The organism is Rhodopirellula islandica (assembly GCF_001027925.1).
In the GTDB taxonomy this organism is placed as follows: Bacteria; Planctomycetota; Planctomycetia; order Pirellulales; family Pirellulaceae; genus Rhodopirellula; species Rhodopirellula islandica.
This window is the reverse complement of record NZ_LECT01000024.1, coordinates 1-23659: the sequence shown is the minus strand read 5'-3', so window position 1 is coordinate 23659 and position 23659 is coordinate 1. Positions and strand designations below refer to the sequence as shown.

Annotated in this window: 9 protein-coding genes; 6 read left to right on the top strand and 3 right to left on the bottom strand. The window is 57.7% G+C overall.

Going from position 1 to position 23659, the window contains the following annotated elements:
* Window positions 1–35 precede the first annotated feature (35 nt).
* Window positions 36–335: a hypothetical protein gene (locus tag RISK_RS32215; protein ID WP_047814552.1), complete on the bottom strand. Its 300-nt coding sequence runs from the start codon at window positions 333–335 to the stop codon at window positions 36–38.
* 259 nt (window positions 336–594) lie between these two features.
* Here RISK_RS32215 and RISK_RS11985 point away from each other — a divergent pair, with 259 nt between their 5' ends.
* The 4 genes from RISK_RS11985 to RISK_RS11970 all read left to right on the top strand — a co-directional run bounded on the left by RISK_RS11985 (window position 595) and on the right by RISK_RS11970 (window position 10342).
* On the top strand, window positions 595–4203 hold the full coding sequence (locus tag RISK_RS11985) for a circumsporozoite protein- membrane associated protein (RefSeq protein WP_047814587.1): 3609 nt from the start codon (window positions 595–597) through the stop codon (window positions 4201–4203).
* Between the two features lie 127 nt (window positions 4204–4330).
* On the top strand, window positions 4331–8197 hold the full coding sequence (locus tag RISK_RS11980; protein ID WP_083434935.1) for an alpha/beta hydrolase family protein: 3867 nt from the start codon (window positions 4331–4333) through the stop codon (window positions 8195–8197).
* Window positions 8198–8269: 72 nt separating this feature from the next.
* The gene (locus tag RISK_RS11975; protein ID WP_236696234.1) at window positions 8270–8680 is read left to right on the top strand and encodes a hypothetical protein; all 411 of its coding nucleotides are present in this window, start codon (window positions 8270–8272) and stop codon (window positions 8678–8680) included.
* A gap of 120 nt (window positions 8681–8800) precedes the next feature.
* Window positions 8801–10342 (top strand): YifB family Mg chelatase-like AAA ATPase, encoded by a 1542-nt coding sequence (locus tag RISK_RS11970; RefSeq protein WP_047814549.1) that lies wholly within the window; start codon window positions 8801–8803, stop codon window positions 10340–10342.
* 215 nt (window positions 10343–10557) lie between these two features.
* Here RISK_RS11970 and RISK_RS11965 read toward each other — a convergent pair whose 3' ends face one another.
* Together RISK_RS11965 and RISK_RS11960 are read right to left on the bottom strand one after the other, a co-directional pair.
* The gene (locus RISK_RS11965; RefSeq protein WP_150122569.1) at window positions 10558–10893 is read right to left on the bottom strand and encodes a hypothetical protein; all 336 of its coding nucleotides are present in this window, start codon (window positions 10891–10893) and stop codon (window positions 10558–10560) included.
* Between the two features lie 369 nt (window positions 10894–11262).
* The gene (locus RISK_RS11960) at window positions 11263–13014 is read right to left on the bottom strand and encodes a ShlB/FhaC/HecB family hemolysin secretion/activation protein (protein WP_047814547.1); all 1752 of its coding nucleotides are present in this window, start codon (window positions 13012–13014) and stop codon (window positions 11263–11265) included.
* Window positions 13015–13433: 419 nt separating this feature from the next.
* Here RISK_RS11960 and RISK_RS11955 point away from each other — a divergent pair, with 419 nt between their 5' ends.
* Both RISK_RS11955 and RISK_RS11950 read left to right on the top strand, forming a co-directional pair.
* Entirely contained in the window at window positions 13434–21296 is a 7863-nt protein-coding gene (locus RISK_RS11955; protein ID WP_160311437.1) for a two-partner secretion domain-containing protein, read from the top strand.
* An 84-nt stretch (window positions 21297–21380) separates the two neighbouring features.
* Window positions 21381–22787, top strand: a complete 1407-nt coding sequence (locus RISK_RS11950) for a tetratricopeptide repeat protein (protein ID WP_053061165.1) — start codon at window positions 21381–21383, stop codon at window positions 22785–22787.
* Window positions 22788–23659: the final 872 nt, after the last annotated feature.

Here is a 23659-nt window from a genome sequence, read left to right as displayed (position 1 = left end):
ATCCGTGCCGCGCCAGACTGAAAACGGTGTCAATCTCACGAATCGCCGTCTGTATCTTGCCCCAAGGCGGCAGGATCGGAAAGTCGACTGAAAGTGATCGACAACAAATCGAAGATCTTGGAACAGCGCACTGCCCGGTCGATCCGCTTCTTTGATACATCCCCAATATGTTCACAATGATCGTTCACCGAAAACAAATCTCGAACAAAACAGCCCGGTGTATTCAGGCAGATGCCCGCGAAATCGTTGCAAACGAACAAAGCCACCCCGAATGGAGCGTTTGGACTCACCCAATCAAGGCTGAGAAGCCGAACTTTCTTCGCCGCAAATAACATACACCTTTCAACCGAGCAAATGTTTTGTCGAGGGAGATCGATGGTTCCAAGATGCTCGGATCGCCGATCAAATAGAATGAGAGTGTTTCGAGTGCCTGCGTTCTCGTCGCCATCGGCAGCTTGCGACGTTTGATTGATTCCTTTTTGGATAGACCGCGTGTCCGTCGTTTCGTCCCCCCGCACCTCTGATTCGCGAACGCCCTCGCCCGACCCTCCATCTCGGGCGGCTTCGGGGGCAGCGAAACCGGCGTACGATGCCTTGATTCAGTCGCGAATCGATGCGGCTCGGTCCGCGCTCTGGCGAGCCGAACTGACACGTCAAATCCTTCGCGGTGTTTTGGTGGGCATGGCCGCGATGCTGGCCTGGATCGTGATGGACCAATGGATTTGGTCGCCCGGAACGATCGGCCGGTTGGTGATCGCTGCGATCGCGATCGTCGCCGCCGTCGTCCACGCCGTGCGTTCAGTCTGGCCCGTGCTGCGATCGTCGGTTCGAGCCGACTACGCCGCCCGGGCTCTCGAACGAGACCATCCCGAACTGGGGCACGCTCTTTCCAGCTACATCACCCTGACGGCCCAAGATTCCGCGGGCGGCTCAGCCTCCAAAGGCCAGCTTTCCAAGCGCGTCGTCCAGTCCATCGGCGCGACCACCGCCGCGAAGCTACGCTCGATCGATGCCTTGCCCGAGGAAGCCACCGGGCTGCTGCGTTGGTGGATCGCAACAATCGCGTTGCTGTCCGTGTTGGTGATCTATGCGATCGCCTCCCCCAAGAACGCGTTGCAATCGGCCGCGCGACTGATGGCTCCCGCAGCCGACATCCGGCCAGCCAACCGGGTCCAAATCACAGACGTTCAACCAGGCGACGCAGAGATCCTGGCCGGACGAACGGTGGAGGTTGCTGCCAACGTTCGTGGCCTGCGTGACAATGAAACGGTCGAGTTCCGCTGGTTGAACCCGGACGAATCCAACAGCACGTCTGGCGACGAAGCCTCTGAAGGCCGCGCCACCAAGATGCAAGTCGACGAAGCAACGGCCACCCGATCGACCGTCGCTCACACCGCATCGATCCGCGTTTCGCATCAAGCCACCGGGGTCCAGCGCTATGAGATTGTGGCTGGGGATGCGGTGGCCGGACCGTTTGAGTGGACCATTCGTGACACGCCCGTCGTCAGCGTCACCGAGGTCCAATACCAACCACCGGCGTACACCGGAGAAACCACCCGCATTCGTCGCAGCGGTTCGATTCGAGGCGTCGATGGAACGCGTGTGATCTTGCGAGCCCGAGTCAATCGCCCGGTCGCTCGCGCCGTGGTCGAGTTCAATCCCAAACCCATGGGCCAAGAGACCCGGGCCACCGCGGGCGTTCGCGAGATGACACTGAGCGATGATGGCTCGTCGCTGGAGTTGCCTTTTGATCTGCGCAGTGGCGAAGTGGCCACCCGTGCCGTGGAACTGACCAGCTACCGCATTCGCGTTTGGGACCAAGCCGAACAATCCAACTCCGACCCGATCATCTATCCGATCGAAGTGATTCGTGATCTGCCACCGGAGATCACCATCGTGGTGCCCCGCCAATCGCCCAAACCCGTTCCGCTGGACGCTCAACAACTGTTCGAGATCCACGCAGCGGATGTGGACTTTGGGTTGTCTGAAATCGAAATCGAAATCCGGCGCGGCATCGATGTGATCGCTCGTGCTTCGCTGTGGAAGAACGAGGCCGGTGCGAAGGGCAACCAAATCGCTGAGTATCGCTTCCGCCCCTCGCGAATGATCCTGGCCAGCGTTGGCCGCCGTGGAGCACGCTCGTCACGTTTGATGGTCGGTGACGAAGTGGAAGTCGTTGCGATTGCCACCGACAATCGACGCGATGCAAACAACCCCAGCATCCAGCCTGGCGTCACACGCACCGAACCGGTACGTCTGCAAATTGTCGCTGGACGTACCCCCGAACCCCAGACCCCGGAAGAACAAGACGACAACGACGGGCAAACCCCTGACGATGGCGGCTCGCCCGATGGCTCCGGACCGGGCGAAGAAGGTCAATCGGGAGGCGGCGGTGGAAGCGGCGAGAGTGGACCATCCGAACAAGGTGGCCAGGGCGGTGAAGGCCAAAGCGGTTCCGGCGAATCCGACTCGGAACCAACCGGCGAAAACGAAAACAGCGGCGAGTCCGACGGTAACTCCTCAGGCAGCAACTCTGCGGATGGCGAATCTTCGGACGGCGACTCCGACCCCAACGATCCGTCAGAATCCGATTCCAACAGCGGGAACAACAACGCCAACCCGGGCAGCAGCGACGGTTCCGAACCCGGTGACGCATCGACTGGCAACGCAGGCGAAGGTTCGAGCGATCCCAATGCGATGTCGGAAGACCCGAACCAATCGAGCGGAGACGAACCAGGTGCCGGTGAGTCCGGCGACGCCCAACAACCAGCCGAAGGTTCACCGCCAGGCAACCAAGCCCCCGGTCAGCAACCCCCAAACCAGGAAGGCAACGGCCAGCCAAACGGTGACGCTGGTCAGCAAGACTCATCGGGATCGTCTGAATCAGGTCGCGACCAAGACGGATCCAGTGACGCGGCTGGAACCGCAGAAGGCTCGCAGGAGCCCGGTGGTTCCCGCTCGCCTCAATCCGCGCCGCAAGATGACGCGGAAGCTTTCGAACGCATCAACGAGTACCTGAAAGAACAACAAGAGAACCAGCAACAAGCTGGAAACGCTGGTCAGCAATCCCCCGGTGAACAACAGCCAGGCGAAAACCAAGAGGGCCCCGACTCCGAGTCACAATCCAACGACTCCAACGCGAATGGGTCCAACGAACCGGGGTCGAAGCAGAACGGTTCCGACCAATCCAGTGGCGATCCGTCCGGCGACAATGCTTCCGGTGACAACAAATCCGAAAACGACCAGGCCGGGGAAGGTTCTCCGTCGCAGGACCCTTCGTCAGAAGGCTCGCCGTCAGGCGATGATGCGGCAGGAGAAGAAGCGCCAGGGACCGAATCGGGAGAACCTGGGACCGAGTCGGGAGACCCAGGTTCAGAATCGTCCGACTCGCAAACGGGACAGCCTGGAGAGCAAGCAGGCGATCCCGGGCAACCTCAAGACGGTTCACCCTCCTCCGACGATGGCGACGCCTCGGGTGAACCATCCGAGACTGGCTCCTCCGAATCGGCCTCCCCAGATCCTGGCAACCAAGACTCCTCCGCTGGCGATGACTCGAAATCTGGCGATGGCTCGGAACAAGGTGCCTCGAATGAACAAGGCGCCCCGAATGAACAAGGTGCCCCCAACGAATCAGGCGGTGACCAAGACTCATCCAACCCTGGCAACTCCGAAGCGTCCCCCGGCGGGTCCGAAACAGCCGGGTCTGAAACGGCGGGATCGCAAGCTGGCGATTCCTCCAACTTCAATGGGAATTCCACGGCCAGCGGAAACCTCCACGGCGACGGTGAATCCAACACCGAGTTGCCTCCCGCTGACCCGGCCGATCTGGAGTACACCAAACGCGCGACCGACATGGCGCTCGATTACCTCGACGAAACTCGGCAAGACCCGGACCCGAACTTGCTCGACCGTTTGAAGTGGACGCCGGAAGACTTGCAACGTTTCCGTGAGCGTTGGCAAAACGTCAAACCGATTGACCAACCGGGCACGGATCCCAACTTGGACCGATCCGACGTGGAAGAAGCCCTGCGAAGTTTGGGCATGCGTGCCCCGCAATCCATGCGTTCGCAATCCGCCTCTGGCCAACAAGATGGCTTGCGTGGACTGCAAGACAGCGGCAACCGTCGGCAAGCTCCCGCCGCCGTTCGCGACGCGTTCGAAGCATTCCGTCGCGGTTGGCGACCAACAGGAACGTCCAATTGAATCCGGCGTGAACGCCACTCAGGTCACCGTCCGGCTATACTCACGGGCCCGGGTTTTGTCGCGGCGAGTCTCGCCCGAACAACTCACGCTGCACACGAACGCAGTGTTCTCCTGACAGGATTCAGTGATGGCGAGTCAGAACATTGAGATTTTACGCGAGAGCCCACCAACAAGCATTCGCATCTGTTTCCGTTCGCTACTTTGCGCGGCACTCTGCTGCACCTTGCCGATTCTTGTGACGGGGTGTGGTCGCGGTGGGATCACCTCGATCGCAAACCAAAGAGGCGTCCAAGAACTCGCCCCCGTGGCATCGCTTGGTCAATCATTGCCTGAGCTGGGCGACTCCCAATCCTATCCCGGTGCACTGGCCTATGAGGTCGACTTGGGGATTCCTGATTCGGAGCCGGGCAACAACGATCGGCTGATGATCTACTTGCCGGACAAATTGCCCAGCGAGAAGATCCCTTGCATCTTCCTTGCGGCGGCGGGTGCGACCAATTTCACGGGAAAGAAATTGTCGCCGGGCGATTTGCCGGAAGCAATTCCTTACGTCTACGCTGGCTTCGCAGTTGTCGCTTATGAAACGGATGGCGAACTGAAGGAGAATGCCGAGACGATTGGCGAGCTGCGCGATGCGTTCTTGCTCCATGAATCCTCTCATGCTGGCTTGGTCAATGGACTGAATGCAATCGAGTACGCCCTGCAGAAGATACCGGGAATCGACGCCGACCAACTCTTTGCAGTCGGGCACAGTTCCGCCGGCCGAAACGCTCTGATGCTCACGGCATTCGACTCGCGAATCAAAGGTTGCGTCACGTTTGCTCCCGCGACGACGATCAGCGCGGCCGATCTGCAATCGCTGACGACGGAACTGGCTGGCATGCCAAGCCGTTTCCCTCAGGCAATCCGGCAGTTTTTGCCATCCGCTCACGTTGCCAAGATCAATGTCCCAACCCTGATCCTTCATGGCACCGAGGATGATGTGATTCCACTCGCATCCAGCCAACAATTTGTCTCTCAACTCGAGAAGCAGGGAACCGAGGTGACCCTTCGGACCCAAAAAAACGCTGATCATTTCAATGTCTTGAGTGGGGTCTCGAATGCGATCCCATGGCTGCGAATGAAGGCCAAGATCACGAACCGGCCAATTGAAATACCCATGGGGTCCTTCCCCGAGGAGGCCAAATTCGTCCGCACCCACTTGGAACGAGCGACGCTCTTCGAGTCCCGACTGACGCCGGCCCTCTCGTCTCATCCTGCGGCCACACGCTTTCAATTCGATTTCGAAGTCACCGACGCGAGCTATCACGAGTCATCCAATCAACTCTATGTGACAGGCCATCCCACCGGGATCCTGGCCTTCGAGATGGAATCCATCCTCCAAGGAGACGTCGGCCCCAGTTTCGCGCAACTGGACTGGGGGCAGGCTCGACGCGTCGCGGTCAATGCCGCGGATCCGGCCAAGGTTGTGTTTTGGCGGGACGATGCGGTCTTCGAATCCGATTCCGATCTGCGTAGATCCAAGCAACTGTCGATTGCTTGGGAACCCCTCACCGAGCAAGCTGAACGAAACTCGCCACGATGGAAAGAACTGGCGTTCGTACCGGATGATCCCAATCTGCTCCACGTTCGAAAATACCTCAGCCATTACCGCGTTCACCTGGAAACCGAGGAAGTTGAAACGGTTCCAGCTCCGGATGCGGGACTTTCAACAACTCGGCTCGCGTTCCTGCAGAACTTTCCTCGCTGGCGGTATCACCACGGCACTGAGACTCGCCAATCGGCCACCACCGCGAAGTTCCCAGAGGATGCCGCGTCAGCCTCCAATCTTCAGCGACAGCTTTCACTGACCGCGGCGGTCAATGGGGACCCGTTGTCAAAATCCTTTTGGGAATCGCCCGCCCTGTTGGAGACCTTCCCGACCCCGTTGATGGAGGCGAAACAGGCTCCCTCGCATCTGGAAAATGTTTGGTGGTGCGGTGAGAACGTTGCCGTGTTCGTGGACGAGATGAGCGTGGGCTTGCAATCCATCGAAGGGCATAGGTTGATCTCCGAAAAGATGGAAGCAGCACGCCCCTTCCGGGCGGAGTCCACCATGAGATCCATCCAGGAGGATCGCCGCTCGAACTACGGTGGCCAGCGAAACCAATATGTGCCCCCGCCCGAGCTGATCGCAACGCCAACCGAACCTGCCGCCTTGCCTGCGTCCGATGCCCCCGAACGCCCCGTCCACCCCCTCCAGCCCGACCCGGATCTTCCCCAACGCCGAACGTGCTATGTCTTTGCCGACACAGACGACCAACGCGTCCTGATTGTCTCTCAACGAGATCTTTTGATCTTTGACTTGAACAAGGTGCCTCGTCCAGAACTCAAACGAGCCCCCGAGCTGATCGAAGCACAAGTCGGAGTGCCTATGTCCCTCCCAATTCAGTACGAAGGTGAATTGGAAAGTGTGGAACTCGAGGGTGCTTCTGTCCTGGATCAAGTCCACCGCGTCGCTGCCGACACAACCTTCACGCCAGCGATTGCAGACACCGGATTCAAACGCATGAAGTGGTCAGCCAACACCTCTGCGGGTCTGGAAACAGTTCACACAATCGTCCACACCAGCCTGCCAACGAAGACCATCGATCAGATGGAGGCGATTCAGTTGCATGCGAGACCGGACAGTGAGCGTCTTGTCATGTGGGGACGCACCCCCGGTGAAAGCAGATGGCGAGTCTCGCTGTGGCAGGGCGACGATGCGGCCCCGTTCGAACTGGGTTTTTCGCAACCTGTCCAACGAGCCACGTTCAACGCGACCAGTTTGTTTGTCGCAACCGCATCCGAGGAAGCAGGTCAGAAGACAACGCGAATCCAAAGATTCGAAATCGGTGAAACCAACGCGACCGCCGAGGTGCAGTTCGCCAACGAGATTGATTCGCTGCAGGTTGTCGGTGGAAAGTTCTTGGCAGCCGGGCAGCCCCTCATGACTCGAGACGACGCCAATCAGCGCCTCGCGCTTCGATTTTTGGTTCGGCTCAAAGCCTCCGACCTGACCGAGATCGAACCAGCACTTTGCGATCCACTCGCCTGCCTTGCCAACACGCTCGAGGACGGGATCATTTGGGACGGAACATTGTGGTCGGGCGACCCCAAACGAAAAACCGCCTTGGTGGAAACCCCCAAGACAACCTGGACGCCGCTCAATCAATTGGCGGGAAGAACGAGGATCGCGGGCGAGTCTCTCTTGGTCGGCGAAAACAGCTCCCAACATTCCGTCCTTCTTCGCCCCGAAAGTCTCAAGGACTGGCCAGCGGACCAACCACTCCATGCCACTTCCAGGGGTGTCTATCGGGCTGGGCGTTTGCTTGAGTTCTTCCCGCATGACTCGTCCAATCCCACGACGCGGATCGACTTGGATGGGCCCCGCTCTGTGTACGTCCACCAACTCAGGCAGCCGGTCACGCGATCGATGGCCCTGACGTCCTCGAAGATCTACGTGGCTTCGGGCAACCGACTGTTTTATCTCGATCGCCGTCTCATCGAAGACTCACTGCCCACTCCTGACCTGCAGATCCAACCGACACAACGCAAAATCACGTTGAACGTCAGCAGCAAGGAAACAATCTCTTTCCAAGCCGTTGGAGCGACGCGGTACCACTTGCATTTGACGGGGGCGATTGAAAGCCGCGATGCTTGGAAGTCACTTGAATCGGACGATGGTGCGTTTGAAATCAGTGCCAAAGAATTCCTTGATTCGGTCAAGCATGAAATGGGTGAATTGGCGTATCTCAAGAAGGGGAATGTCCCAGAACAGCTGGATCCCACGGAGGCTGAATTTCGAGACTGGATCCAAGCACAACAACAGACTTACTTGCAAGTGACGGGCAAGCGAACGCGTACAATCCCGGTTGAGATGAAGGCCTTGTTGATCGCCGAAAATGAACGGGGTGCTCGAGACTGCTTTTTACACTCCTACTTTTTGTTGGTCCCATTGAGCGAATTCCCATGAGCCTGCCTCCGCCCGCATTGCGCTCGACATTTTCATTCCATCCGCTCTCGCTCTCAAACGATTCTCTCATCGATGTCAGAAAATCCTTACGCTGCCGGCAACGTGTCCGAAACCTCGTTCAGCCCTGGAACGGGAGGCCTCCCACCTGACGTTGTCAAAAAGGTGGAAGCGATCATCAAGGACGCCCGGCAATTTTGGCTGGCGATTGTGCTGTGCTTTTTCTGCAGTGGCATCGGTTTGGTCATCATCTTCCCCTGGTATTTGTTCCGTCTTTTCCAGTGGCGTTCCCTTGCCCAACAACACCCATTCCTCACCGAACCGAATGCTCCCACGGGAAGTCTTCCCAAACGTTTTCAGTCCGCCAAGCTCAAACTCATCCTTGGAATCGTGTTCGGTTTGTTGACCTTTGGATTGCTGGTCGGTTTGCTGCTGCCAGCCATCACCGCGGCCCGTGAAGCAGCAGACGCCGCCAACCAACGCTAAGACGGCTGCGTCGCCTCCAAGCATTGAAACACGGCGAGAATCGCGTCCCTGGTTGCTTTGTGCGGGCGCCGCCGTCATCATCGGTACCTGGATCATGGTTTCCGCAAGGGCACACAATCGATGCTGGCACGGCTCAAAACATTCACGCTGCTCGGCATCGAAGCGATGCCTGTTGATGTCGAAGTCGACATCTCTCCAGCCGCGATGCCCAAGACGATCTTGGTGGGTTTGCCGGAAGCAGCCGTCAAAGAATCCACGCACCGCGTCGAACGAGCGATCGTCAACAGTGGTTTCATCCGCCCGCAAGATCGCGTGGTCATCAACCTGGCTCCCGGTGACCTGCCCAAACAAGCACCCTCGTTCGATCTGCCGGTTGCCCTAGGTGTCCTGGCGGGCAGCGGTCAATTGGTGCTCGATCGCTTGGAAGACTACGCCGTGGTCGGGGAACTGGCCCTCGAAGGCATCACCCGCCCGGTCAAAGGCGCCCTGTCGATCGCGATCGAGGCCGCCAAGGACAAATCACTGAAGGGTTTGGTCGTGCCCACCGAATCGGCTGCCGAAGCCGCGGTGGTCGAAGACCTCGAAGTCATCGCCGTCGACAGTCTGTCCCAGTGCGTTGCGTTCTTTGCCGGCGAGATCGATGTGCCGCCTGTGCCCAGCGGCGTCGAAGAAATCTTTGAAGCCTTCAGCGAATACGAAGTCGACTTCGCCGACGTCCGAGGCCAAGAGTCTGCCAAGCGAGCGATGACGATCGCCGCGGCCGGCCGCCATAATTTACTGATGATCGGTCCTCCGGGAAGCGGGAAAACCATGTTGGCCAAACGCATGCCAACCATCCTGCCTCCGCTGGTGCCCGCCGAATCGATCGAAACCACTCGCATTTACAGCGCCGTGGGGCAATTGCCTTCCAAACAACCCTTGCTGGCTCGCCGTCCCTTCCGCAGCCCTCACCACACGATCAGCGACGCCGGTTTGGTCGGCGGAGGCAGCCCACCGGCACCGGGTGAAATCAGCAAGGCCCACAACGGGATCCTGTTCTTGGACGAGCTGCCGGAGTTCAATCGCAAGACCCTCGAAGTCATGCGACAACCGCTCGAAGACGGTGTCGTGACCATCTCACGAGCCCTCCGGTCGACCACCTTTCCCGCTGACTTCATGCTCATCGCAGCCGCGAATCCGTGCCCGTGTGGGTATCGCTCGGATCCTCGACGAAGCTGCAATTGCACACCGCCCCAAATTGAACGGTACATGGGGAAGATTTCGGGTCCGCTGCTCGATCGGGTCGACATTCACATCGAGGTTCCGGCGGTTCCCTTTGAGGAATTGACGGCTCGCGATGCGTCGAGCGAGACCAGCGCGATGATGCGTGAATCCGTCATGCGTGCTCGGGATGTGCAAGCTGAACGATTCGAAGGCAGCCCGATTCGATACAACGCCCAAATGAGCAGCCGGCAAACACGGCAGCATTGTGAGCTGAGCGCCGCCAGCAAAACGTTGCTCAAAGCCGGCGTGGAATCACTGGGTCTGTCCGCCCGAGCCCACGACAAAATCTTGCGAGTTGCCAGAACGATCGCCGACTTGGCTGGCGAACCCGCGATCAGCGAAGAACACCTCGCCGAAGCCATCGGCTACCGAAACCTTGACGCCGACCTCTGGGTGTAGCGCCGGACCGGTATGGCGATTCACGTGAAGACAGATGCCGCCGCTCCGCGGCTGTTGCTTTGTCTTTTCCGTCGTCCAGACCTTGGGTTGAAACCCAAGGCTGACAGATTTCACCGCTCCGCGGTTCGGCCGCATGGACACAGATAGCACCGGCCGCAAGGTCACCGGCATATCACCGCCCTATCGTTCGGTTGGGCAACACGTCCGCGCAAAAGTCACAGAGTGACGGCAGCCGACCAGCCTTGGGTTTCAACCCAAGGTCCCGAGACGCCGCACCCAATCAACCAGTCGCGGAGCGACGACAGACGGCAGAAAACAAACCAAGCAACAACATCCAGTTTGCATTCCTCTGTCACCGCTTCGCGGTTCGGCCGCTTGGACACAGGCAGCACCGGCCGCAAGGTCACCGGCATTTCACCGCCCCGTCGTTCGGTTGGGCAACACGTCCGCGCAATCGTCACGGAGCGGCAGATCGTGCCAGCCATTTCCTGCCGATACCGAGCCACATCATCCACGACGGCCCCGTCCGGGGCGACATCGTGAGGGGGCACCAACGGTCCCGGGGCTTCCGCCCCGAGCTACCGATGTCGGCCCCTCCGGGGCGAAGTTCCCTGCATGGTGGGTGGATGGCACCATCCCACGCCCATGGGGAAGATCTCCGGGCCACTGTTGGACCGGGTGGACATTCACATCGAGGTTCCCGCGGTACCGTTTGAAGAGTTGTCATCGCATGACGCGTCGAGCGGGACCAGCGCGATGATGCGTGAGTCCGTCATGCGTGCTCGGGATGTGCAAGCCGAACGATTTGAAGGCAGCCCGATTCGTTACAGCGCCCAGATGAGCCGCCGGCAATTCTCCTTGGAGGCGGCGTATACCCGACGGCAGAGCGAGCTTGCGTCCGGCCGCGTGCCCGAGGGATTTCATGGCCGCGGACCGAACTGTTGTACGAATCCGATATGCAGACGATCTCGAGTGGCTGCACCGGGAACTTTTTCCAGCCCATGACCATAAGAGAATCGTAGCGATGTGTCGTAGCCCAGGCTGACGCGAGTTCCGAGCCCCACACTGGCAAGGAATTGGTCGGAGACCTCACCGGCAACAGCATTGCGTGTGAAGCCTTCCCCGATATCACAGAATCCAAACATGCGAATGCGATTGGGAGACTGCTTGCAACCCCAGTGATGAGTTCGCGGACCAAATTCAAAGTTGGTGAACCAGCCCGAATCGGCATTGAAAGTCCGCATGTCGTAACCGCGGATTGAATCGAATCCACCGTAACCCAGTGTCTCACTGAACAGCAGTCGCTCGCTCGTCAATTGCCCTGTGAAACGTGACAACAAGGCCCACTTTTTGCCGACGTTGTCGTACCGTTCGGCTCTCAAACGCGTGTAGATGTAGTCGGGTGATGTGCCGGCACGAATGGAATTGAAGGCGGCCTGATTGTTATCGCTGGTGAATCCACCTCCGGGACCGACAAACGTATCGCTGACGATCAAGCCATATTGTTCACAGCATCCTCGCCAAAAATGACGAAAGGTACCTCGCAGCTCCAGCAAGTCCGCCCCGCTGTCTTGAACCTGTTGGCCGCCGAATTCCAGGTTGTTGTTTGTTTGTTTGAAATCAGCCCCCAGCGTCAAGCTTGTGTCCTGTCGTGCGTTGCGGACGAGGTGCCGAGTCAGCCCGAGGCCCAACTGCCACGATTCGCCGTCTTGGTTAAAAGGAGCGATCGACGGTTCGACACCGGCCCAACTGCCGTAGGTGTTCCAACTGTAACAGCGATTGATCGCCTCGCTATAAGAGACGCTGTGTGCGTGCAGGCGATTGAAATCGGAATCAGCGGTGTATTGGTAGCTGAGGATGCCTCCGCGGCCAAACGCATTGCCGTAAATGAAGCCAGCGTAGAGTCGTTCGAGTCCCAGCGAGCGGACACCCGTGTCCTCGTAGCCAAGGTAGGCGCGAATTGGCAACACGTCATCAACACGAAAGATGACGTCGGTCGTCTCCTCGGTCTTACCAGGCTCCATGTCGACTGAAACGCGGTAGAAAGGGTTTTGATTCAACCAGAACAGATCGTTGTTGAGCTTGTGCTCGTAGATTTTGTCGCCACGACGCGTGCAGTTGACCCACTGGCACAAGTCCTCGGCTTCGAAATAGCAGCCATCCTCGACCGTCACTTTGCCGATCCGAGGCTCGATGACGACGATTTGGACCACGCCCGCAGTGATCTTCTGCTCGGGGATCGCAACGTCCACAACGGGTTGGCCGCAGCGACGGTAATGCAGAATGATGTCGCGGGACAACTGATTCAAGTTTCGCAGCGTGACCGGTCCGCCCAGATAGCGATTGACGATGGACTGCACTGCATTTCCGTGCACCAACGATGTTGGGTCATCAAAACGAAATTGAATGCCAAGTTGGCCAGCATGAGCGTCCTCTGGTTCCAGTTTGTCGTTGCCATCGAGGAAGATGATCCCGTTGAGCGAATCCACCAGAACCTTGTCACTGCCCTCCACCGGTTGAAGCGGTTCCGATTGAACTGCGTCGGTCGGAAGTGGCCGTGGTGAGATTGCGAGCGGTTGGTAGCGTTCGTAATTTTGCGCCTGGGCAAGGCCGACGAAACAAAGCGAGACCAAGAAGGCGAGTGGCCAACTGGTGGAGGTGCTAATGGGCATGTTCGCCAATCCTTGACAGTGAGTGTCCAAGCCTTTCGACCAAAGTGAAGTCGCAGTGCTTCACCAGTGGGGGGAATCGGCATCCCGCCGCCCGCACACGTTTTTTTAAAGATGCAAATTGAATCTTTGAAAACTGGCAGCATGACGAAACAAATTTTCCGCATTGCAAGCTTTCCCACCAAATTCCGCAGGAGCGACACAAGCAGACTCACCGGAAAAATCAACATCACCGGAGCAGTTTTCGTTTGACAGGCGACAAAGAGGCAACGATCATCCCCCTATCCAGGTGAGGGGGTTCGGAATCATCCGATGGCGCAAGTTCGCCCACTCGTCGCGACGATCACCAGAAACGAAGACTCGCACGCTTTGCTCCAATGAGTTTGATTGCTGTGAACATAAACCGCCGTTCAACGTCGTCTGTGATTCGCCGAAGACGCCGCCGACACCTGAAACGCCTTCAAATCCTGGCTCTGTTGGGATGGGCGACCTCCTCGACCGGAATCGCGATTGCTCAAAATCCGACCGGCGGAAATGTCGTGGCGGGTGCTGCGACAATCAACAGCGTTGGGAATACGCTGAACGTCAACGCATCGACGGATCGCGCCGTCGTGAATTGGAATTCATTTTCCGTTGGCCAGGGCAACACGGCCAATTTCAATCTGCCCAGCGCCAGCTCAGCGATCCTGAACCGGGTGACCACTCCTGGAATCCCCTCGGTGATTGCGGGACAGCTGAACAGCAATGGCAATGTGTTCCTGGTGAACCCGAGTGGGGTTGTCGTCGGCAACACGGGCGTGATCAACACGAATGGATTCACAGCGTCGACCTTTGACACGACCAACCGCCAATTCATGGATGGCGGACCGATGTCATTTCGCGGGTCATCCACCGCGAGCATCGTCAACAACGGAACGATCAACACGGGTGCGGGCGGTGCGCACTTCATTGGCAATCAGTTCAACAACAACGGCACCATTACCAGCGCGGGTGGCTCGATCACTGTCGGCAGTGGACAAACTGTGACCTACGCCAACGGGGTCACCCATGTCGAAGCCGACATGGCGACGCTGCAAAACGGGTACAGCGAAACAGCTGGGTTGATCAAGAACAGCGGCACGTTGCGGGCAACCGGCGCCGTGATGAGCGGCGGCGACGTGTACCTGACCAATCCAGGCGGTCGCGTGATCAACAGCGGTCTGATTGGCGGTCACAATGTGGCGGTGAACACCGGACAATTCAACACGATCGGCACGATCGACGCTTCGGGTGACGTGGGCGGCGATGTCATCGTTCAGTCCAGTGACGCGTTGATTCAGGGAACCATTGATGCATCAGGAACGACGTCGGGCGGCAGCGTCCAGATTGATTCCGGTGTCGTCGATCAATATGCCACGATCGATGCGTCAGCGACGTCAGGTGTTGGAGGCAGCGTCACGATCACGACGGAGTCTGGGTACACGGCCACGACAGCAGGCAACATCAACGTCGCTGGGGCTAGCGGAGGCGAAGTCACGATCGATGGTCCAGGGCGAATCGTTTCATCGGCAACGATCAGCGCCGTAGGTACCAGCGGCGACGGGGGAAACATTGATGTCGCTAGCGATTTCAAGACGTCATTGCTGGGAGCAACCTTGGACGCATCGGGGCAAACCGATGGCGGTCAAATTCGCGTGGGCGGTGAATTCCAGGGTGGCAAAGATCTGGTGGTTGATGAGCTCGCGAATTCGTCAGAGACTCTGGTCAGTCCTGGAACGCAACTCATCGCACGCGGCGAAAATGGCGAAGGTGGCACCGCGATCGTGTGGAGCAACGACCGCACTCAGTTCCATGGTGGCGTCGATGTCGCGGGAAATTCCGCTGGCGGATTCGTCGAATTGTCTTCAGCCGGGAACCTGGTTTATCAAACGACGGATGAGATTCAGACAGGCGGCGGCAGCGTTCTGCTGGACCCCAAAAACGGTGTGATCGTTGATTCGGCTCCCTCGGGTTTGAATCTCATCGAATTTTCGTTGTCGAATGATGCTCAGTTGATTGATTCCTTCGACCGTTTAGGAAGTTCCATCGACTTCATTAACAGCGGATCGCTTTTGGCTGTCGGAGCGACCGGCGACGCCGGAGGCAACGTTGCCAAAGAATCTTCCGGTGCCGTTTACTTGTTCGAACTTGATACGAACAGCTTACGAATACCGCCGGTGCTACAACAAATCATTCGCGACGGATCGAGCGTCGGCGGGGGAACGATTTTGACGCTCGATGCGGGCGACAAGTTTGGCAGTGGAGTTGCTCTGGACGGCAATGGAAACGTCTTGGCAGTCGGAGCCTCAGGAGTCGATGCGTTCAACGCGAGTCCACTCATGATTACGGATAACTCCGGCGCGGTATTCCTGTTTCAACTGGATGCTGACAATCCTTCCTCCACACCCACACTCAGACAGGTCATTCAAGACGATTCTCCACTCGCCGGCGGCGGAATCCTTGACTTGGTCGAGTCGAACAACCCCAACTTGCTCGATGAGATCATTTTCACTGATTTTGACGACGCTCTTCGTTTGGGGCGTGACGCATTCGGTAGCAGTGTCGATTTGAATGACGCAGGCGATCGGCTTGTCGTGGGCGCACCGAGCTCGTTGGCTCCCCTGGTTTATCTGTTTGATATCGATCCTTCGGATTTGGCAAGTCCGGCGGACTTGGCCCAAACATTGAACGATCCGGTTGCGGCCAACTCGTTCGAAGGTGCCCCCAGCTTCGGATCAGGAGTGTCGCTCAATGGGATTGGCAATCGGTTGGCGGTTGGTGTTGGTGGGGCGGGTGATACGAGCAACGATGGACGCGTCCTGCTGTACAATCTCGGCTCAACGTCTTTGGCTTCGCCCGCAGTGCTGGCACAGACGATCGAAACTGGAATCACGCTCGCCGATGGATCTTCCCTCGACGTGGGCGAAGATTTCGGATCGAACTTCGGCAGTGGTGTTGATTTCAATCAGTCCGGAACTTTGTTGGCAGTCGGTGATTCGTCGACGTTTTCGCCGTCTGCTTTTATCTTTGAACTCGATGCGACGAACTTGGCTGCCGCTCCGGGACTGCAACAGGTTCTCGAGAGCGGTACCGTTCTCGGTGACGGCGACACTTTGCAATTCGGCTTCAACGACTTCGGCAGTGATGTTGCGCTGACAGGAGATGGCGGCTGGCTGGCGGTCGGCTCGCCGAACTTCGACGGCCCGCTCGGCAACCGGGACTCCTCTGGCAGTGTGTTCCTGTTCGACCTGAATGAAGACCCCGCAGGCCCGATTCTGTCCAATTTGATCGCGGCCGACGGTCAGGTGAAGACTTTACCGGGTTTCATGGAGGCATTTGGTCGTTCAGTCGCGATGAACTCTGACGGGAGCCGTTTGGTGGTGGGCAACGTGGGCGAATACTCACAAGAGGTGTTCCTGTTTGAGATCGACGATGCAGTAGCCGCTCCGACACTAGTCGGAGTGATCGAAGATCGGATCGTGGTCGCGACTCCCGCTGGTGACGAGATGCTGATGCTCGATGCCGAAGACCGCTTCGGTTCGTCGCTGGCGCTCAACGACGCGGGAGATCTGCTGGCCGTCGGGGCTCGCGGCGACGATGGCGTCTCCAATGCTGATAGCAATTCGGGTGCGATCTACCTGTTTGATCTCACCAACGCTGAACTTTCCCGGATACCAAGCTTGTCCAAGGTGCTTCGCAATGAGGTGTCGCTCGCAGGTGGTACTGAGTTGACACTTGGCGACAACAGCGGCTTTGGCCAGTCGGTCGCGCTGACCGGCGATGGAATGCGTTTGGCGGCGGGGGCGAGTGCTGAAGAGATGGTGTTCCTGTTTGAATTCGGTGGCGCAAACTTCACCGGCATGACAACGCTTGCGAGTACGTTGCAACACGGATCCCCGCTCGCCGAAGGTGGGACATTGAACTTGGCGTCCTCCGTCTTTGGGCTAGGAAATTCGGTGGCGTTGAATTCAGTCGGTGATCGCTTGGCGGTTGGTGAAATCAATAACAGTGGTGGAGCAGTTCGTCTGTTCGAACTCAACCCGAATGATTGGGGTGCGGCCCCTAGTCAGCCGCAGCAACTCAGGCGTGATTCGATTCTCGAAGATGGAAGTCTACTCGTCCTCGAAAATTTTTCGGATTTCGGTGCCGCAACTGCGATGGATGATTCCGGCACACGGTTGGCTGTCGGGCAAACAGACAATGGCTCCGAGAACAGGGTTTTCCTCTTCGAACTGGACGACCTCGATTTATCGTCACCCGCAGGTCTGAAACAAATCATCGGAAACGGAACCTCGCTCACCAACGGTGATGACCTTACGGTCGGTTTTAGCGAGTTTGGGGCAACCGTAGCTCTCAACGGAACAGGTGATCGGCTGGTCGTGGGTGACCCGGATGAAAGTCGCATCAATGTGTTCAGCTTTGATAGCGGCCTGGGCGGTCCGGTAGAATTGTCGCAAACCATCGGTGAAGGAAGCACGCTGAGCTACGAAGATTTCGCCCTCAGTGCGGAAGACGGTTTTGGCCAAGCATTGGCCTTCAACGGTGCCGGTGATCTGATCGCCATCGAGGCCCAGGACCGTGTCCACTTGTTTGAAGTGGACTCGAGTTTGAGCACCACGCCGCTGCTTGCAAGCGTGATCAGGGACGGCACCGATTTGAGCGACGGCCGGATTCTAGAGCTGAATCGGCGTGGTTTCGGAAGTGGTCTCGCGCTGAATTCCGCCGGAGACATTCTTGCGATTGGCCACGACGATTTCAACTTTGGTGACGGGGCCGTCTTCCTATTCGGAATCGATCCCAATGAATTGAGCAACGCGCCCAATTTGGAGAACACACTCACAAGGGGCGTGAATTCGAGTAGCGGATTTGTCGGGATTGAGGGATTCGATTTTCAGTCGCGTGATTCCTTTGGACAAAGCGTTTCCTTGAACGCAGCAGGAGACGTATTGGTGGTTGGAGCCCAGGGAAAAGTGCATCTGATTTCCTTGGACGTCAATCGCCTCGATGAGAATCCGACACGACTTCAAACGATTGAAGATGGCTCTCCATTAGCCGGTGGCGGGACTTTGTCACTGGACCTAAACATTCCGGAGGACTTTTCCAACGACGCAAAGTCGTCATTCGGGACCGCTGTTGCGATCAACCGAGCGTCGAACCGTTTGGCGGTTGGAGACCCAGCGGCAGGCGATTCCGAAAGCCAAAGTGGGTCCGTGTTCATCTTTGGCCTGAACCCATCGGACCTGAGTGCTTCGCCGACATTGGCGCAGGAAATACAGGATGGCTCATCACTAGGCGGATCTGAAACCCTGTCACTGCTCGACTTCGATCGCTTTGGCGAATCAGTTGGGTTCAATGCGGATGGCAGCAGCCTGGCTGTTGGCGCCCCCAGTTTGACTGGTGATCGCGATGACCTTCCAAATACCGGTGGACGAGTCTTTCTATTTGACTTGAATCCGGCCAATATCAATGCGAGCCCCACGATCAATACGATCATCGGAAACGGGACTGCGATCGCCGGCGGTTTCATCGCGGTGCAGTCGGGCGATGCGTTGGGCAGCTCAGTGGCATTGACCAGCGACGGAAATCTTCTTGCGATTGGTTCCCCCGGAGCAAGTTTTGGCGAGAATGCAAAACCAGGGATCGGCAAAGTCTCGCTGATCTCTTTCGGCGGTCCATCCATTGCAGGTTTGAGCGGCGACTTGGCATTCGCTGACTTCCCTGCGGAAACCACCTTCATCGATCCGGATGACATCGCCGCGATCTTGAACGCGGGCAATGACCTGACGCTGCAGTTCAGCAACGACCTTGAGATTCGCTCGGACATCATGACCGCCGCAACGGGTGTCGGAAAGCTGACCGTTCAAACCGGCCGCAGCATCAACGTGTTGCCAGGAACCGATATCAACATCGGCGATGGTTCGCTGACGCTCGAATTCAATTCCCAATCGGCATTGTCCAGTCAGACCGACCCCGGTTCCCCACTGCTGCGACTGAATGGTGTTTCCATTGTCGCCACGGGGGACGATTCACTCGTCGAGTTGTTTGGCGATGAGTTAGAGGAGTCAGAAAGTTTTGAAAAGGACCCACTGATTCACATCACAGGATCATTCATCTCATCGAGTGGGATTGAGGTCAGCAGGCCAAGCGCGTTCTTCGAAGGCCATCGAATCCTCATTGATGGCGACTCGGTCCTTTCAGGTGACCGTGTGACAGTTCGGGGCACAGGCAATACGGTTGGTTTGGGAGTTGAAATCCTGGGTGCCGGGACTCAGCTCATTGCAACCGAGGAATTGCAATTCGGTGGGTTTGGTGGCAACCGCATCGCGGACGGCGCAACGCTCCGCGGCGTTGGCGAGGGTATCATTGGTCTTGGTGGGTTTCAATTCCCCAGTGATCCGTTTTTCGATGATTTCATTGCGGTGGGAGACTCACTCGTTGTCGAGAATGCTTCGGTTCGAACGGAAAACGGTCAGATTGGATTTGAAGGCATTAGTGCAGAGGATTTGTTTGATGATGGCGGGATCGATCCCGTTCGTTCCATCCGGGAACGAAACTCTGTCACATTGATCAACAGTGAACTTGTCGCTGGTGGCTCAGGCTCAATACTCATGGGGCAGGCGGGTAGCGATGCCTATCAATTCACACTCTCTGAATCGACCATCAGCGGTCAGAACGTGTTGATCGCGTTGAACCTGTTTAACTTTGACACGGATTCTGGCACTTCGACATTCCGCCTCACCAATCAATCACAGATCAACACGGCTGTCGATGGAGAGCTGCGAATCGCCCTCCCGTTTCAGTCTGGCGTCGCAGTCGACGCGTCATCCAGCCTCAATGGAGTCTCTGGAAACGATCTTTTTGATACCGATGGAAACCTGATCAACAGCTTGGGAATCGCTGGCTCCGACGGCAATCCCTTGAGCTTTGAATACTTGGGAACGCCGCAGGCAAACTTCGCCTTTTACCTAGCCTCCATCGATTTGACCCCTGGTTTGTTCTTCACCGCCAATGATGGCAGCTCAACGTATGGTCAGACTCCCGTCGACCCGGGCCTGTCCATCACGCGAGGTGTCCTTCAGCAAGGCGATACGCTTCAAACGATCGGTGTTGAAACGGACTTCAACCTGACGCAGCTCTCCGACGCAGGGGAATACACGATCAACGTCATGGCATCCGACTTGGATCCGAAGTATCGATTGCTGGGAACAGCAAGTGGTACATTCACCATCCTGCCGGCTGACTTGCTGATCCGAACTGAAGCAGCCACCAAGACCTACGGGGACACCTTCTCATTTGCCGATCATCCTGTCGTCATCGGTGGGCTCAGGAATGGTGACCTCGTCGGCTCTCTCGCTCTATCGAGTGACGGTGCTGCCGCAAACGCGTCGGTGAGCGGTAGCCCTTACGTTATCAACGCGGTGGCCGGTGCTGGTGAAAACTTCAATCCAAGCAACTACGTCATCAAGGTGGCGAGTGGTGGCTTGACGGTGAACCCGGCATCTCTTTCGATCAATCCGCTGGCCCAATCCAAGGTTTACGGCGACTCAGCGTTGGATCAGTCGCTGTTCAATGCCGTTGGTTTGAAGAACGGCGAGACCATCCGTCGGGTCTCATTTGCGTCACCCGGAATCGCCGCAACGGCTGATGTCGGGAACTACGACCTCAGGGCGGAGATGGTGACGGGTTCGGGCAACGGATTTGATCCGGGCAACTACGTCCTTCAGTTTGGCTCACTCGACGATGGCTTGTTGGTGACCCCGGCGTCGCTTCAGATTCGCCCGTTTGATCAATCCAAGCTCGTTGGCGACACCTTCGTTTTCGCTGGCAACGAGTTCCTTGCCACGGGATTGAAGAACGACGACACGATCGCGAGCGCGTCGCTGATGAGCGAAGGTACTTCTGGTGACGCTCCGTTGGGAGCTTCACCGATTCTGCTCAGCAATCCGATCGGTAACTTTGACGCCGATAATTACATCCTTCAGATCCTGACGGGTGACTTCATTGTCCGAGAAGAAGCCGTCGTCCCCGACCGTTTGCTTTTGACAGAACAACTGGTCTATGACCAATTCGGTCGTTACCGCGATTTTGCAGAAACGATCGACGCACTGATTCCCGGCAACGTTGGCACCATTGATTTCAGCGGTGCGTTCCCGGACAGGGAACGCAGTGGCTCCGGCACCCCCAGTGACGATTCCCCAAACGATCTCTCGGACCAAGCGAGTGGTGAGAATGACGTCTATCTGCCGATCACCATTCGACCGCGCTGAGACCAAGCGACCGGTCACTTGCGGTGTGATCGGCAGCATCCCAAACGTCAGGTCGGCTCCTAGCCTGGCATTCACGTTGCAATCGTGATTCACACGCTGGAAGCTGACACGACGATCCTTCCAAACATCATCCTCCGGTTCCCGGCTATGCATCGCTCGATTCTTCTCACCCTTGCTCTTTCACTCGCTCTTGGAAGTGTGCCTCGCGTTGCTGCCAACGACGATGCTCTCGTGCCGGACAACGTCGCTCGCCAAGCACATCCGGCGACTGCTGATGTTCAGAAAGCGGCCGCTGCATTCGCCCAGGGGAAACATGAAGAGGCCCTGCAACAGTTCATCGAGATTCATAACAGGCATCCAGACCTGTCTCCTGGAGAATTGCTATTTGCTCAGATTGCTTTCCAAGCCAAGCAGGTTGGAGTCGCGAAAGTTGCGTTGGAGAAAGCTGCTGTCACGCAAGCAGACGACCCGGAGACTTGGAACATGCTAGCCGCATTGGCACTGGCCGATGGACGCTTGGCTGAAACGGAAATGCTGTTTCAACGCGGGTTGACCGCAGCGGAACAGTACACCGCCAATGACCAACGGAAGACGGCTCAAGCGATCCAGGCACACGCTGGTTTGGCAACGGTTTACGAAAAACGATCGCAATGGAATTCCGCGAAGGAAAACCTTCGTGACTGGATCAGTCTGGATCCACGCGATACCAAGCCTTGGCCACGACTAGCAGTTGCATTCTTCAAACTAGGTCAGGAATCCACGGCACGAGAGACCCTTCAAAATCTGCGGTCTTTCTCGCCGAATGCCGACCCGGTCGATGTCGCGATGGGAAAACTTTACCAATCCGTTGGACGACGCCAAGATGCCACCGACGCCATGCAAACAGCACTGGAAACCGACCGCGAGAACCTCATCGCTCAAGTCGAAATCGCGCGTTATGCAATGGATGCGGGTGAACAGGACTTGATGCGTCGTGCCATCGATCAGGCAGTGTCACTCGACGGAGACCAGCCTGCCGTTCGGTACCTGCAGGGAATGGCAGCCAGATTTGACAGGGACTCCGTTTCAGCAGTCGACATTTTTTCGCAACTCCATCGTGAGGATCCGTCGAACTTCGAGGCCTCCAACGGTTTGATCCTGTCGCTGCTTTCGAGCGAAGAGTCCGACCAGCATCCACTTGCACTCAAACATGCGGAGGTGCTCTACCAGTCCAACACCAACGTGAAGACTGGTCGCGGCCGAGTTGCTGCTTCCTCCTACGCATGGGCGCTGCTGAAGAACAATGACCTCGCAAATGCCGAAGCCGTGATGACCTCGGTGGTCAAAACGCGAGTCCTGTCAGCGGAAATTGGATACTTTGCGGCGGAGATCTTTGCGGCTGTTGGCAAGCAGGACCTTTCTCGGACGGTCTTGAAAGCGACCTTGGCTAGCCCGCAGAGTTTCGTTGATCGACCAGCCGCCGAACGTCTCATGAGCCGCCTCGATTCGTAGCCTTCACCATACCATCAGCGAAGAACACCTCGCCGAAGCCATCGGCGACCGAAACCTCGACGCCGACCTTTGGGTGTAGTGCCGGCCGGTTTGGCGCATCGCATGAAGACAGATGCCGCCGCTCCGCGGCTGTTGCTTTGTCTTTCTCATCCTCCAGACCTTGGGTTGAAACCCAAGGCTGACAGATTTCACCGCTCCGCGGTTCGGCCGCTTGGACACAGGCAGCACCGGTCGCAAGGTCACCGGCATATCACCGCCCCAACGTTCGATTGGGCAACACGTCCGCGCAATCGTCACAGAGTGACGGCAGATCGTGCCAGCCATTTCGTGCCGATACCGAGCCACATCATCCACGACGGCCCCGTCCGGGGCGACATGGCGAGGGGGCACCAACGGTCTCGGGGCTTCCGCCCCGAGCTACCGATGTCGGCCCCTCCGGGGCGAATTTCCCTGCATGCTGGGTGGATGGCACCATCCGGCCATCCGGCCTTTCGTTCGCGCAATAGTCACGGAGTGACGGCAGCCGACCAGCCTTGGGTTTCAACCCAAGGTCCCGAGACGCCGCACCCAATCAAACAGTCGCGGAGCGACGACAGCCGGCAGAAAACAAACCAAGCAGCAACATGCAGTTTGGATTCCTCTGTCACCGCTCCGCGGTTCGGCCGCTTGGACACAGGCAGCACCGGTCGCAAGGTCGCCGGCATATCAACGCCCCATCGTTCGATTGGGCAACACGTCCGCGCAATCGTCACGGAGCGGCAGATCGTGCCTGCCATTTCGAGCCGATACCGAGCCACATCATCCACGACGGCCCCGTCCGGGGCGACATCGTGAGGGGGCACCAACGGTCCCGGGGCTTCCGCCCCGAGCTA

Bases quoted from the DNA above. Each gene is read 5' to 3' on its own strand.
- RISK_RS11975 (WP_236696234.1), top strand. From the start codon at position 8,270: ATGTCAGAAAATCCTTACGCTGCCGGCAACGTGTCCGAAACCTCGTTC.
- RISK_RS11960 (WP_047814547.1), bottom strand. From the start codon at position 13,014: ATGCCCATTAGCACCTCCACCAGTTGGCCACTCGCCTTCTTGGTCTCG.
- RISK_RS32215 (WP_047814552.1), bottom strand. From the start codon at position 335: ATGTTATTTGCGGCGAAGAAAGTTCGGCTTCTCAGCCTTGATTGGGTG.
- RISK_RS11970 (WP_047814549.1), top strand. From the start codon at position 8,801: ATGCTGGCACGGCTCAAAACATTCACGCTGCTCGGCATCGAAGCGATG.
- RISK_RS11980 (WP_083434935.1), top strand. From the start codon at position 4,331: ATGGCGAGTCAGAACATTGAGATTTTACGCGAGAGCCCACCAACAAGC.